General features: G+C 65.3%; 14 protein-coding genes and 1 pseudogene. 8 read left to right on the top strand and 7 right to left on the bottom strand.

Going from position 1 to position 12,891, the window contains the following annotated elements; all coding sequences use genetic code 11:
* Positions 1-41: 41 nt before the first annotated feature.
* The 3 genes and pseudogenes from NO878_RS17240 to NO878_RS04570 form a co-directional block, all read right to left on the bottom strand.
* A pseudogene (locus NO878_RS17240) lies at positions 42-286 on the bottom strand (ArsR family transcriptional regulator).
* A gap of 93 nt (positions 287-379) precedes the next feature.
* Positions 380-523 (bottom strand): DUF1289 domain-containing protein, encoded by a 144-nt coding sequence (locus tag NO878_RS17235; protein ID WP_379823940.1) that lies wholly within the window; start codon positions 521-523, stop codon positions 380-382.
* Between the two features lie 129 nt (positions 524-652).
* Positions 653-1,603, bottom strand: coding sequence for a DMT family transporter (locus NO878_RS04570; RefSeq protein ID WP_256404779.1), 951 nt, complete (start codon positions 1,601-1,603; stop codon positions 653-655).
* Between the two features lie 96 nt (positions 1,604-1,699).
* On the opposite strand from NO878_RS04570, the gene NO878_RS04565 reads away from it, so the two are divergent.
* Positions 1,700-2,311, top strand: a complete 612-nt coding sequence (locus NO878_RS04565; RefSeq protein ID WP_256404778.1) for a class I SAM-dependent methyltransferase — start codon at positions 1,700-1,702, stop codon at positions 2,309-2,311.
* A gap of 9 nt (positions 2,312-2,320) precedes the next feature.
* On the opposite strand, the gene NO878_RS04560 is transcribed toward NO878_RS04565, so the two are convergent.
* Positions 2,321-3,310, bottom strand: coding sequence for an acetamidase/formamidase family protein (locus NO878_RS04560; protein WP_256404777.1), 990 nt, complete (start codon positions 3,308-3,310; stop codon positions 2,321-2,323).
* A 105-nt stretch (positions 3,311-3,415) separates the two neighbouring features.
* On the opposite strand from NO878_RS04560, the gene NO878_RS04555 reads away from it, so the two are divergent.
* The 5 genes from NO878_RS04555 to NO878_RS04535 are packed head-to-tail and all read left to right on the top strand — an operon-like array spanning position 3,416 to position 9,052.
* On the top strand, positions 3,416-5,089 hold the full coding sequence (locus NO878_RS04555; protein ID WP_256404776.1) for an ABC transporter substrate-binding protein: 1,674 nt from the start codon (positions 3,416-3,418) through the stop codon (positions 5,087-5,089).
* 2 nt (positions 5,090-5,091) lie between these two features.
* On the top strand, positions 5,092-6,054 hold the full coding sequence (locus NO878_RS04550; RefSeq protein WP_256404775.1) for an ABC transporter permease: 963 nt from the start codon (positions 5,092-5,094) through the stop codon (positions 6,052-6,054).
* A 39-nt stretch (positions 6,055-6,093) separates the two neighbouring features.
* The gene (locus tag NO878_RS04545; protein WP_256404774.1) at positions 6,094-7,005 is read left to right on the top strand and encodes an ABC transporter permease; all 912 of its coding nucleotides are present in this window, start codon (positions 6,094-6,096) and stop codon (positions 7,003-7,005) included.
* Positions 7,002-8,087: an ABC transporter ATP-binding protein gene (locus NO878_RS04540; RefSeq protein WP_256404773.1), complete on the top strand. Its 1,086-nt coding sequence runs from the start codon at positions 7,002-7,004 to the stop codon at positions 8,085-8,087. Before NO878_RS04545 ends, NO878_RS04540 begins: the two co-directional genes overlap by 4 nt.
* Positions 8,084-9,052, top strand: a complete 969-nt coding sequence (locus NO878_RS04535) for an ABC transporter ATP-binding protein (RefSeq protein WP_256404772.1) — start codon at positions 8,084-8,086, stop codon at positions 9,050-9,052. Before NO878_RS04540 ends, NO878_RS04535 begins: the two co-directional genes overlap by 4 nt.
* A gap of 4 nt (positions 9,053-9,056) precedes the next feature.
* On the opposite strand, the gene NO878_RS04530 is transcribed toward NO878_RS04535, so the two are convergent.
* Complete coding sequence (locus tag NO878_RS04530; protein WP_256404771.1) at positions 9,057-9,434, bottom strand: DUF2237 family protein; 378 nt, start codon at positions 9,432-9,434, stop codon at positions 9,057-9,059.
* A 37-nt stretch (positions 9,435-9,471) separates the two neighbouring features.
* Complete coding sequence (locus tag NO878_RS04525) at positions 9,472-10,698, bottom strand: HEAT repeat domain-containing protein (RefSeq protein WP_256404770.1); 1,227 nt, start codon at positions 10,696-10,698, stop codon at positions 9,472-9,474.
* A 135-nt stretch (positions 10,699-10,833) separates the two neighbouring features.
* Here NO878_RS04525 and NO878_RS04520 point away from each other — a divergent pair, with 135 nt between their 5' ends.
* Together NO878_RS04520 and NO878_RS04515 are read left to right on the top strand one after the other, a co-directional pair.
* On the top strand, positions 10,834-11,778 hold the full coding sequence (locus NO878_RS04520) for a PGF-CTERM sorting domain-containing protein (RefSeq protein WP_256404769.1): 945 nt from the start codon (positions 10,834-10,836) through the stop codon (positions 11,776-11,778).
* A 30-nt stretch (positions 11,779-11,808) separates the two neighbouring features.
* Entirely contained in the window at positions 11,809-12,525 is a 717-nt protein-coding gene (locus NO878_RS04515; protein ID WP_256404768.1) for a DUF7547 family protein, read from the top strand.
* Positions 12,526-12,527: 2 nt separating this feature from the next.
* On the opposite strand, the gene NO878_RS04510 is transcribed toward NO878_RS04515, so the two are convergent.
* Positions 12,528-12,779, bottom strand: coding sequence for a helix-turn-helix domain-containing protein (locus tag NO878_RS04510; RefSeq protein ID WP_256404767.1), 252 nt, complete (start codon positions 12,777-12,779; stop codon positions 12,528-12,530).
* Positions 12,780-12,891: the final 112 nt, after the last annotated feature.

Here is a 12,891-nt window from a genome sequence, read left to right as displayed (position 1 = left end):
CCTTCCCCAGCAGTTGATGCACCGCGAGGGCGTAGCAGATGTCAGTCGGTATCGCTGGGGGAGAGTTCGGCCGCGTCGAGGGCCTCGTTGAGGAAGGCGTGCCCGTCGTCCGTGAGGCGGTAGAGACCGGTTCCTATCCGCTCGACGAGGCCGTGTTTGCGAGTTTCGAGAGGCGGTTACTCGCATGGTTGGCGGCCGTGACGCCGAACGTTTCATCGAGAGCCTGGGGAGTGAGGTTCCCCTCATCCCGCATAGTCTCCACGATGCGCTTGTCGACGGGGCGCATCCAGTCGGCGCGCGATCAGCGAAACTGAATTCCTATCGGCGGGAAGGCGCTCGAACCAGTTCGACGTAATACCGCGCCCTCACTCCGGCCCGTTTACTCGTCGTCCAGTCGCTCCATAACCTCTCGTCGCTCTTCCTCGGTCATGCTTGCCCAGTTGATGATCTCGCTACGGGTGCGACCACACGCAGGACACCTCCCGCCGGCTAGCGTACACTCTCGAATGCATGGAGACTTCATACTCTATCGCGGAGTTGCACTCGGATAATCTACCCTATACGGCCGGTATCTGAATCGGCCCGCTTCGTTCGGGCTTTTCGATCCACTCGTCGGGATTCGTAATCTCAGAGCCAGCGCGTCTGCGCGCACTCAGCCCTCGTTCTGCGGCCCGATCCGCTCGACCAGTCGAGCGACCCGCGCGAGTTCGGCGGCGACGACCTGGCGTTCGAGGAGGCAGACGCCGGCGACGACGACACAGAAGCCGACGGCCGTCGCGAGCGTCACCGGTTCGTCGAGGAGGAGCCACCCGGTGAGCGCGGCGACGATGGGGACGACGTACGCCACCAGATTCGTGCGGACGGGACCGATGCGTCTGATGAGCGTGAAGTAGATGGGGTAGGCTGCCGCCGTCGACGGAATAGCAACGACCAGCACCGCGAGCGCGAGGGTCGTCGTCGGCGTCGTCCGGACCGCGGCTGCCGTTTCGCCGGCGGCGACGCTCCACAGGTGGAGGAGGGCGGCGCCGAGACCCATCGCCCAGGCGGTCAGCGGGATACTGGCCATCGTGGCGTCGATGCGGCGCATGAGGACGCTTCCGAGTGCGATGACCGCGGCGGCGGCGAGGACGTACAGTTGCCCGAGTGTCGACCCTGAGCTGAGCGTCTCGGGTGACGGCTGGACGATGACGACGACGCCGAGCAGTCCGAGGAGGATGCCGACGACCCCCCGGAGGTCGAGGCGCTGGCCGAGCACCAGGAACGCGACCGCCGGCGAGAGAATGGGGTTGAGGCCGTACATCACCGACGCGGCGGCGGGTGTGATGGTCCGCTGGCCGAGAAAGAGCAGGCCGTTGTTCGCGGCGACGATGGTCGCCGCGCCGACGGCGATGGCCACGATGTCGGCGCGGCTCTGCGGATACCACGCCGCGAAGCGCCACGCGGCGTAAGCGATCAGGATCGGTGCGGCGACGTCGAACCGGAGGGCGGCGAAAAAGAGGGGTGGAACCGCCGCCAGTCCGGCCTTAATCGCGACGAACGAACAGCCGAACAGCCCTCCGAGGAGGACGAACAGCCCGGCGTTTCGGTAGCGACCGACTGACACGTGTACGTTCCCCTTCGTTTGTCGGCGGCTATGGGTGTGTCGATCCCTCGACGACGCGGCGACGGGAACTTACCCCTGCGACGGCTTCGTTCGGTTGTGACCGACGACCGCGAGCGCTGGAACGAGAAGTACAGCACGGACGCGGAGTTCGACCTGCCCGATCATCCGATCCCCGCGCTCGAACGCCTGATCGACGCGTTCCCGACGGGTCGTGCGCTCGACGTGGCGACGGGGACGGGCCGGAACGGCCGATTTCTCGCCCGACAAGGGTACGAGGTCGACGCCGTCGATGTCTCCGACGAGGCGCTCGACCAGGCGCGCCGCGCCGCCGACGCCGAGGGGGTCGACGTGAACTGGATTCGGAGCGACATCGCCGACTACGCCTTCGAGCCCGCGGCCTACGACGTGATCACGGTGAGTTTCTTCGCCGCCCTAGAGCATCTCCCCGAGATCAAGGAGGCGCTCGCGCCGGGCGGGGTGCTGGTCTACGAACACCACCTGCGGTCGAGCGACGACATCGACATCGGCCCGTCGAGCGACCGCTACCGATACCGGTCGAACGACCTGCTCCGTGCGTGTCTCGATCTGACGATTCTGGAGTACCGGGAGCGGCGACGGCTCGACGAGGCGGGGCGGACACAGGCGGTGGCGACGCTCGTGGGCCGGAAGTCGACGGGTGGCGCGCAGTCGTATCCGCGCGTGGAGTGAACGGTCGGACTACGCCGTCGCCTGATCGAGCAACTCCTTGTCCAGTTTGACGCCGAACGTGAAGTAGCCGGGCTGGACGAACTGGTAGGTACGCACGGTGACGTTCGGATTGACGCTCATCTGGACGTACGCCTCCCGGGCACCGAAGCCGTGTTCTTCGATCAGTTCGGTGATCATCGCTTCGAAGCAGTTGTCGAGCGCGGCGTAGGGATGGCCGGCGTTTTTTGCGGAGTCGACGTGGATGATCGAGTCGTCGTCCTCGATACGGAAGACGCCGGGGACCTCGTGATCGACGACTTCGACGCTGAGCGTGACTTCAGCCAGTGCCTCGACGGCGAACCCGGTGTACTCCGAGTCGCTCTGTGAGGCGTGGACGTCGCCGACGAAGAGGAGTCCACCGTCGTTGTACGTGCTGAGACAGACCGTACTCCCCTGCCCGAGGTCACGAACGTCCATATTCCCGCCCCACGGTCCCTGCGTCGTGAGGGGGTCCTGAACGGTCCGACCGGGCGCCGAGGCGATGGTCCCGATGTGGGGGTTGAGGTCCCACTCCCACTCGTGCCCACCGAGTTCCAAGCGGCCCGTCCCGTCGGCCGTCGTGCCGCTGGGTCCGGGTTCGAGGTCGACCTCGTGGGCCTCGTTGTGCTTGCACCCCTCCCACCCTTCCTTGCCGGCGAGGTTGCCGAAGCCCTCCAGCGTGGTGGTGTACCCACGCTCGGGTTCGATGCGTTCGACGTGGACGGCAATCGTGTCGCCGGCTTCGACACCCTCGACGTGGATCGGGCCGCTGACCGGATTGGCGTCGAACGCCGGCGGCGGCGTGTTCATTGTCGGTACGTCGGACGCGTCGAACTCGCCCATTCCGTGGTCGAAGAGTTCGCCTTTGAACGAGTCCCAGATCTCGACGTTGAAACTCTCCCCCTGTTCGACGGTAACGACAGGGTCCATATCGCGCCCGAATTCGAAGACACCGGACTCTTCCTTGGTGACGGTTTTCATCGCAGTCCCTCCGTTTCGCTCGATCAGTAATTAATACACTAAGTTCCGATAATGATGGACGAACAACAATCTTTATACACCAACAGTAGTTGATTGTGGCTGTAAATGACCGATACAGGAAACGTTCACGAATCTGGGAGGCGTCGGGTGTTGAAGATGCTGTCGGTAGCGGCGGGGACGACGACACTCGCTGGCTGTACGGGTGGCGACGACGAGAGCGGCGATGGCGGAGCGGAGTCCAGCAGTAGCGACGGGTCGAGCGGCGGTTCGAGCAGCGGCAAACACGGCGGGAGCATGACGTTCGCGCTCGGTGGGTCGCCGACCAACCTCTCGTATTGGCAGTCCTACGACACCGTCACGAACAACCTCACGACGCAAATCTGGGACAGCCTGTTGGAGTACAGCGAACCGGACATGGAGCTTCAGCCGGCGCTCGCCGAGAGCTGGGAAGCCCCCGACGACACGACGTACGTCTACGAACTTCGCGAGGGCGTGACCTTCCACGACGGGAGCGAGATGACCGCCGACGACGTCATCGCGAGCGCGAACCTCACGCTCCGGGACGAAGCGAAGTCACCGCTCGCGTGGATGTTCGGCGCCGTCGACAACTTCGAGAAGGTCGACGACTACACCGTACAGGTGAACATGAGCGAGGTCGACGCCTCGTTCAAGTACGTCCCTGCGACGACCGCGTGGTCCGTCGCGCCGAAGTCGGCTATCGAGGAGATGGGGACCGACCTCGCACAGGACCCGATCGGTGCCGGGCCGTTCCAACTCGAGGAGTGGCAGAGCGGAAACTACGTGCGCATCAGTCGGCACGACGACTACTGGGACGGCGACCTCCCGTACCTCGACGAGGCGATGTTCCAAGTCGTCCCCAACGGCACCTCGCGGATCACCGGGATGCAGAACGGTGAGTTCGGCGGGACCAACGACATCCCAATCGACCAGCTGTCGGTGCTCGACCAGATCGACGACGTCGAACTGCACACGGCGACGTCCTTCCAGACGAGTCACCTGGCGTTCAACTGCATGGAGGGCCCCTTCAGCAACGTCGAGGTGCGGCGCGCGACGAGTTACGCCGTCGACACACAGGCCATCACCGAGAGCACCGTCGGCGAGTACGGCTCCCACGCCACCAGTATGCTGCCGGAAGGCATGATGGGGCACGTCACGCCCGACGACCTGGAGTACGACGGCTTCCCGTACGATCCGGAGGCGGCCAGACAACTACTCGACGACGCCGGGTTCACTGGAAGCCCGCGGTTCGAAGCGACGCTGATGACGCCACAGGACACGGTCCGGCAGAAGCCAGCGGTCGCGATCCAGCAGTACCTCAGCGAAGTGGGGATCGACGTGAGCGTCGACAAGGTGTCGTATTCCACGTACGTCGACACCATCTGGGGCGAGGAGGACTTCTCCGCGCGACCGGACATGCAGATGACGCTCTGGGCCTCCGATTACCCGTCGCCGGACGCCATCATCCGGCCGCTGTTCGACTCGGAGCAACTCCCCCCGAGCAACAACTGGTTCGGCTACCAGAACGAGGAGGTCGACCAGCTTCTGCAGCAGTTCAAGACGACCCTCGACACCGAGCAGCGCGCCCAGTACGCCAAGCAGGCCAACCAGATGGTCGTCGACGAGGCCCCGGGTATCTGGGTCTTCCACCCCGACACGACCAAGGCGTTCAACACGAAATTCGAGGGCTACAACGGACAGGTCCCCGCGTTCGTCACGTACTTCACCACCTTCCTGCGTGACATGTACATCTCCGAGTGACGATGGTATCAGGTCGAACGCTCGGCTATCTACTCAAGCGACTCGGGGCCGGCGTGTTCATCGTCTGGGCAGTGACGTTTCTCGTCTTCGTCCTGCTCCAGATCGCCCCCGGGTCGCCCGCCGACATCCTGCTGTCCGGCGGCGTGGTTACCGAGGAGATGCGTCGGACCGTCGTCGAACAGTACAATCTCAACGAACCGTGGTACGTCCAGTATCTCCTCTGGCTTCGGGACGTCGTCACGGGCGATCTAGGCTACTCGTTCGCCCAGCAGCGCCCGGTCGCGACGCTCATCGCCGACCGGTGGGCCATCACGGCACAGATCGTGACCCTGAGTATGGTGTTGGCGACACTCATGTCGATTCCGACCGGAATCGTCGCCGGGTACAAACACGGCTCTTCGCTGGATCGACTGCTGACCGTCGTCGCCATCGTCGGCGTTAGCGTCCCGGTGTTTGTCAGCGGCGTGCTGGCCATTCTGGCTTTCTCGTTTCACATAAACGTGATACCGTCTAGTGGCGCTGGCTCTGGCGTAATCGGCCGCCTGACGCATCTGTTCGTCCCGTCGCTGCTGTTGGGCGGGATGATCGGCGCCCTGATGTTCCGGATGATGCGGTCCGGGATGCGGGACGTCCTCGAAAAGGACTACATGGAGACCTGTGTCGCGATGGGTCTCCCGACCCGGAAGGTGGTGGTCAAGCATGCGGCGATCAACGCACTCGCGCCGGTTCTGACGGTGTCGGGGCTGTGGATCGGGTTTCTCATCGTCTATGCCATGGTCGTCGAGTACGTGTTCGGCATGGGCGGACTCGGCCGACTCATCATCCACGCCGTGCAAGCACAGGACGCCCCCGTCGTTCTCGCGGGGACGATCATCACCGCGGTGGTGTTCGTGATCTCGAACATCGTCGTGGACTTCCTCTACACGAAGATCGACCCACGAGTCGCCATCGGAGGACAACCCTAACATGAGCCATCGGAGCACCTACTCGCAGCGGAGGTTGGGATGAGTCAAGAGTCGGCGGACGCGACCGTCACCGAACGGCCCCGACAGTCGCGCGCCGTTGCCGGCGCGACCAGAGTGTGGCGAATCGTCAGCGCGAACTCACTCTCGCTGGTGGGCTTTTGCATCGTGCTCAGTCTCGTCTTCGTGGCCGTGTTCGCGCCGGTGCTGGCGCCCTACGAACCGAGCGCACAGCAACTCGACAACACCCTCGCCCCGCCGAGTGCGGACCATCCCTTCGGCACCGACAACACCGGACGGGATATCCTCTCCCGGATCATCTTCGGGACGCGCTACGCCATCGCCATCGCCGTCGTGGTGGTGACGCTCGAAACCGTCGTCGGCGTGAGTCTCGGCCTCGTCGCGGGCTACTACAGGGGCAAAGTCGACGAGACGGTGATGCGCGGGCTCGACGTTCTGGTGTCGCTTCCACCGCTCTTGCTCGCGATGGTCATCGTCACCACGTTCGGCATCAACATCTGGAACGCGATGTTAGCCATCGGCATCGTCTACATCCCGATGATGTCGCGGACGGTGCGGTCGTCGGCGCTGTCGATCCGGGAGGAGACGTACGTCCAAGCCGCCGAAGGGCTGGGATACGACAGCAAGCGCGTCATGCTGAAACACATCCTTCCCAACTCGGTGCCGCCAATCGTCGTCCTCGGGACGACGGACGTGGCGTACGCGCTCATCGACGTGGCGACACTGAGCTTCCTCGGACTCGGCATCCAGCCACCCAAACCCTCGTGGGGTGCGATGGCCAACGCCGCCCGGGAGTACATCCTCGTGACGCCGTGGCCGATTGTCTTCCCGACGCTCGCCATCGCCATCGCCGTGCTGGGGTTCAACTTACTCGGCATGGGCCTGCGCGAAACGCTCCTCTACGGCGAGGACTACGATGAGGTGGTCGAATGAGCGCCCCTCTGCTCAACGTCGAACACCTCAGCACGCATTTCAAAACCGCCGACGGGCCGGTCAAAGCCGTCGACGACAACTCCTTTACCCTCGAGGAGGGCGAAGTGCTTGGGATCGTCGGCGAGTCCGGGTCGGGCAAGTCGACGCTCCTGCGCTCGGTGATGGGGCTGATCGAGGACCCCGGTGAAATCGTCGACGGTCGCATCGAGTACCGTGACCGCGACCTGACGACGATGTCGGACGCGGCGCTCCGCGAACTGCGGGGCAACGAGATCAGCTTCGTCTTCCAGGAGCCGACGGCGCACCTCAACCCGGCCTACACCGTCGGCGACCAGATCACCGACGTGTTGGCCGCCCATACGGATCTCAGTTCGGAGGCACAGTGGGAACGCGTGTACGAACTCCTCGGCCGTCTCGGCATCCCGTCGCCGGAGGAACGAGCCGAGTCGTACCCCCACGAGTTCAGCGGTGGGATGGCCCAGCGCGTCTGCATCGCGATGGCACTGGCCTGCGAGCCCGAACTCCTCCTCGCCGACGAGCCGACCTCGGCGCTCGACGTGACCATCCAAGCCCAGATCATCGACCTGCTGACCGAACTCCAGGAGGATCTCGGTCTGTCGATGGTGTGGGTGACTCACGACATGGGCGTCGTGGCCGAAACCTGCGATTCGATGGCCGTCATGTACGCCGGCAACGTGGTCGAGTACGGTCGCGTCGACGCCGTCTTCGACGACCCGAAACATCCGTACACGGAGGCGCTGCTCCGAACCGTTCCCAGCCACCTCGACACCGCGCCGCGGTTCGACACCATCGAGGGATCACCGCCCGACCTACAGGATCTTCCGGACGGCTGTGTCTTTCAGGAGCGGTGTCCGGAGGCGATGGAGGCCTGTCGAACCGGGCGGCCGCCGTACTACGAGGTCGGCGGGGACTCGGCGTGGCTGTCGAAGTGTGTCCTCCACGAGGGGAAGCCGACTCGCCCGGCCTCGCCGAGCGCGCCCGATGCCGATGCCAACCCGAGCGCGACGCTCGCGGATTCGCAGACCGACGGCGGGAAGCCGACCGGGGAGGGCGACCGATGACCCTCCTCGACGTGGACGGCCTGAAGAAACACTTCACGGTCGATTCGGGGTTTCTGAGCGGGCTGCTCGGCGAAACCCGGACGCTGAAAGCCGTCGACGGAATCGACTTCAGCGTCGACGCGGGCGAGGCGTTCACCCTCGTCGGCGAGTCAGGCTGTGGCAAAAGCACCGCGATCCTCTCAGCGCTCAGACATCAGCAACCGACCGCGGGAAAGGTCCGGTTCAAAGGGCAGGATATCGAGATGTACTCGAAACGGGCGCTTCGCGGCGAAGCACAGCTCATCTACCAGGACCAGCAGGACACGCTCAACCCCAAGATGTCCGTCGGGGAGGCTATCGCGGAGGCGATCCGGTTCCACGACGTGGTCCCCCCGGAGGAGGTCGACGCCCGCGTCGACGACCTACTCGAACGAGTTGGCATCTCGCCCGCCGAGAAGTACCAAGAGCCGTCGGCGTTCAGCGGCGGGCAGAAACAGCGCATCGCCATCGCCCGTGCGCTCGCGGTGGAGCCGTCGCTGTTGGTGGCCGACGAGCCGGTCTCGGGGCTCGACGTCTCGGTGCAGGCACAGATCCTGAACCGGCTGATGGACCTGCAAGAGGAGTTCGGACTGGGTCTCGTCTACGTCACGCACAATCTGGGCATCGCCCGGAAGATCAGCGATACCATTGGCGTGATGTATCTCGGGCGCATCGTTGAGTACGGCGACGTCGACGACATCTTCGAGGACCCGCAGCATCCCTACACGCAGGCGTTGCTGTCGGCGAACCCCGTCCCCGACCCGGCGGTCGACCGTGACCGGATCGTGCTCGAAGGCAACATGCCCGACCCAATAGACGTCGACGACCGGGGCTGTCCGTTCGTGCCACGGTGTCCGGAGGCGACGGCGGAGTGCGAGACGGCCGAAATGGGGCTGAAGCCGTTCGAGGGTGACCGGGGGCATCTGGTGGACTGCATCCACCGATAGGCGGTTACTCCGAGTCCGCCTCGTACTCGTGTTCTAGCAGCGTCGAGAACGGGACCGTCTCCAGCACGGCCTCGCTGGTCGCTTCGAGGACGACCGGCGGGGCGACGCCTTCGTCGGCGGCTTCCACCCAGCGACCCAGACAGACACACCACCGGTCGCCGGGGTCGAGGCCGGGAAAGTCAAGCTGGGGGCGGGGCGTGATCAGGTCGTTGCCGCGCGCCTTCGAGAACTCGAGGAATGCCTCGGTCATCACGGCACAGATTTCGTGGCGCCCGCGGTCCTCGTCGAGATGGTGACAACAGCCGTCCCGGAGGTAGCCGGTCTCGGGGTCGGTGCTACAGGGTTCGAGGTCGGTCCCGAGGGCGTTCTGTTCGGTGGGCATAGGGACGAAAAGACGGGGAGCGGGGTGAGCGTTGGGATCAGGCTGGCTGTTCGACCGCCAGCGCGTCGGCGGCCTGTTCGGCTTCATGCTGGACGAGATAGGCGCGGTCGTCGACGTACTCGGCGGCGGCGTCGAGGGCGCGTTCGGTGCCGATCTGTCGCAGGGCCCACGCGGCCGCGGCGCGGACCTCGTCGTCCCCGTCATCGGCAAGGACGTCGCCGAGGGGGTCGATGGCCCGCGTATCGCCGATGAGGCCGAGCGCACGGGCGGCGTAGGGTCGGATCTGATCGTTGTCCGCGGCGAGTTTGTTCGCGATGGGTCCGGTGGCTTCCTCGCTGCCGATCTCGCCGAGCGCCTTGAACGTCACCTTCTGGAGACCGGGATCGGAGTCGGCGTCGACGTACTCGAGCAGTGTCTCGACGGCGTCCTCGGCAGCCATCTTGCCCAGGGCCTTGATGCCAGGTTTGTCGCGCTTGCCCGCCCGCTGGTTCATCGCGTCGAAGGCCCCGTCGTCGTTCATTCGCGTGATCGCTTCGAGGCAGTGACGCTCCATGAACTCCGACTGGAAGCTATCGAGCGCGAGCAACACCATCTCGACGTTGCCCTGCTGTTCCCACCCCTTGAGCGCCGCCCACTCGGGCGGGAAATCCTTGTAGTGTCCGAGGACGTCGTAGAATCCCTGTGCGCGGAGCTGTTCGTGGGTTTCGAGGTCGTCCCACTCCTCCGCGTCGTCGAGGCCGGCGGCGAGGTCGTCGGTCGCCTCCAACAGCGCCGCGATGGTCTCCGCGTCGTCGTCGGCGTCGAGGCCGGCGCCGCCGACGGCGTCGGTCACCGCATCGAGGGCGTCGGCGTCGTCGCCGTCGAGGTCGACCGAGAGAATCTCGGCTACCTCGTCGACGAAGTCGGCGACGGCTGTGGCGGCCTCGTCCTCGCCGTCTGCGGTCCACTCGGTGTCAGTGAGCGTCGCCGTCGCGTTCTCGGTCTCGTCGACGACGTCGCTCGCGTAGGGGCCGCGGGCCTCCGCGAGGTCGTCTTGGAGGTCGTCGAGGTGCGTTTCGAGTTCCTCGCGGGGACCGGCCTCGTCCTCTTCTTCCGGTTCCGGGAGGTCGGCAGCGTCGAGATCCTCGGCGATCCCGTCCAGCGCTTCCTCGACCGCGTCGAGGTCGGTCTCGGTCTCGGCGGCGTCGAGGTCCTCGGCGGCCGCATCGAGGCGGGAGTCGAGGGTCTCGGCCGGTAGGTCGGTCTCGTCGTCCCCGTCGGTCATACGCATACACTCCGTGTGACTCTCAAAAGAGCGTTTCCATTCCCGGCAAGGCGGTGGCCGATCCGGACCGGGCCGAGGCGAGGAGTCGAATCGACTCGACAAGATCCATTAGTCCCGGCCCCGTACTGCGACCGTATGCGATCAGAGTTGCCCTCCAGGAGTCGGACGATCATCGCCTGTTCGCTCGTCGCCCTCCTTCTCGTCGGGAGCGTCGGCCTCGTTGCCGGCGTCGAGGAGCCACGCGACGCACCGTCCGATACGTCGGCCCCCGTGACCGTCTACGTTAGCGAGTCGCTCGACATCTCGTCGATCCAACTCACTGGCGGCGGAACGCTCGGCACCGGCGAAAAGACGTTCGTCGCCACCAGCGGAGACGGCGCCTTCTCTGTTTTCGCCGGGGACGCGAACTTCGACGGCATCGACTCCGGATCGTACGACGCGGACGCCGACAGCGACGATCAGGCCGACCTCCGAGTCGTACGCCCCCGCGTCACCGACTTCGAGGTGCGCAACGAGCGCGGCGTCGACATCGCCGGGAAAACGGTCCCCGCCAGCGACTTCGAAGAGGTGCGAATCATGGCCGAGTACAACTTCGCTGAAGCCGACCGACTCGACGTCACAGTGCAGAGCCCGGACGACGTCGACCTCGCGGGTAGCCGTTCGATCACCACCAGTGGCGAGACGATCACCATCGACACGAGCGAGGCGGTGTCGGGGACGTACCGCATCACCGTCGAGGGGAGCGATATCGAGGACGGGTCCCGAACTGTCGAGGTGACCGTCGCCGGCGGCTCCACGGCCACCGCGACGGCCAGCTCTACGCCGACCCCGACAGCCACCGCGACGCCGACGCCGACCGCTACCCCCACCCCGACGCCGACACCGACAGCCACCGCGACGCCGACGCCGACCGTCACCTCCACGCCGACTCCGACGGCGACACCCGAACCTACCGCCACCGCGACACCGACCACGACTGCGACGCCGACAGCTACCGAGTCGGCCGGTGACGGGTTCGGCCTCGCTGTCGCCGTCGCCGCTCTCTTGGCGGCCGCGGCTGTCGTCCGCCGGCGCGACTAACTATATGCGCCTTCGGGCGCAAGTGACGGTATGAGTCGCGACGACGAGACCCCGGACGAGACGGAGGAGCTCGCGGTGCTGCTCGCGGAGTTGGAAGAGACACTTACTGATCTCCGGTCGGCCGTCGAGGACGACGTGCGCGGCGGGGGAGCGGGGGAACGCCGTGGGCGTCGTGAGAGCGTGTTGCCACCCCGCCGGCCGCCGACGCCCGGCGAGATCATTCGGTTCACCGAGCAGTACACCATCCCCACACTCGTCGCTGTGCTCGAAGCCACGGTTCAGTCGCTCGAACTACTTCGAGCGGTGCTTCGACTCGCCGGGCCGGGACCGACCGAGGATCGGATTCGGGACCGTCTGGGGGCGTCGGAGGCACCCGACACGGCGACGCTCCGGGAGACACTCGCTGATCTCCGTGCGGCGCTCACCGGCGCGGACCTCCCCGAGGAGTCGGCGGCAGCGTCGGTCGTCGCGGACGCCCGGTCGCTGACGGCCGACATCGACGAGCGACTGGCGTCCATCGACGAGGAGCGGGGGGCAGAGCGCGACAGGGAGCGGGGGCCAGAGCCAGAGCAGCGGGATCGGTCCGAGTCGGCGGCCGACGAACGGGGCGTCGCTATCGACGTCCGTGAGGAAGACGACGGGGACGTCACAGACGAGTCGGCTGACGTGGATGTCGACGTCGACGCGGAACTGGCCTCGATAAAGGAATCACTGGAGGACGACGGGGCCGACGACGCTGAGGAGTAGGCCTACGACGCCGAACTGACGTACTCGTCATCGACGCGGTCGATCAGGCCCCGATCCGTGAGGGTGTCGAGGACCGGAAAGAGGCTGATCTTCCGCATGTCGAGCGTCGACTGGAGGTCGTCGACGGTGACGCCGTCGGAGACGGTGACAAAGAGGTACACCAACTTGGAGTCGGTCGCGGTGAGGTCGTCGGGAACGTCGAAGCTGTCGAGGGTTGGAACGGCCGTTCGAGCGGTATTCTGCGTCGTGCTCATGATCTACCCGAAATGTTCTCTTTCTAAGTAATAAGTGCTTCCAACATATTCATCATATCGTCAAAACTGATAATATGTGTTAATACATCAATCGCATACAAACAATCGGTAC

The sequence above is a fragment of the Haloplanus ruber genome (genome assembly GCF_024494725.1).
In the GTDB taxonomy this organism is placed as follows: domain Archaea; phylum Halobacteriota; class Halobacteria; order Halobacteriales; family Haloferacaceae; genus Haloplanus; species Haloplanus ruber.
Note: the sequence above shows the minus strand (reverse complement) of the source record. Positions and strands in the feature narration are given on the sequence as shown.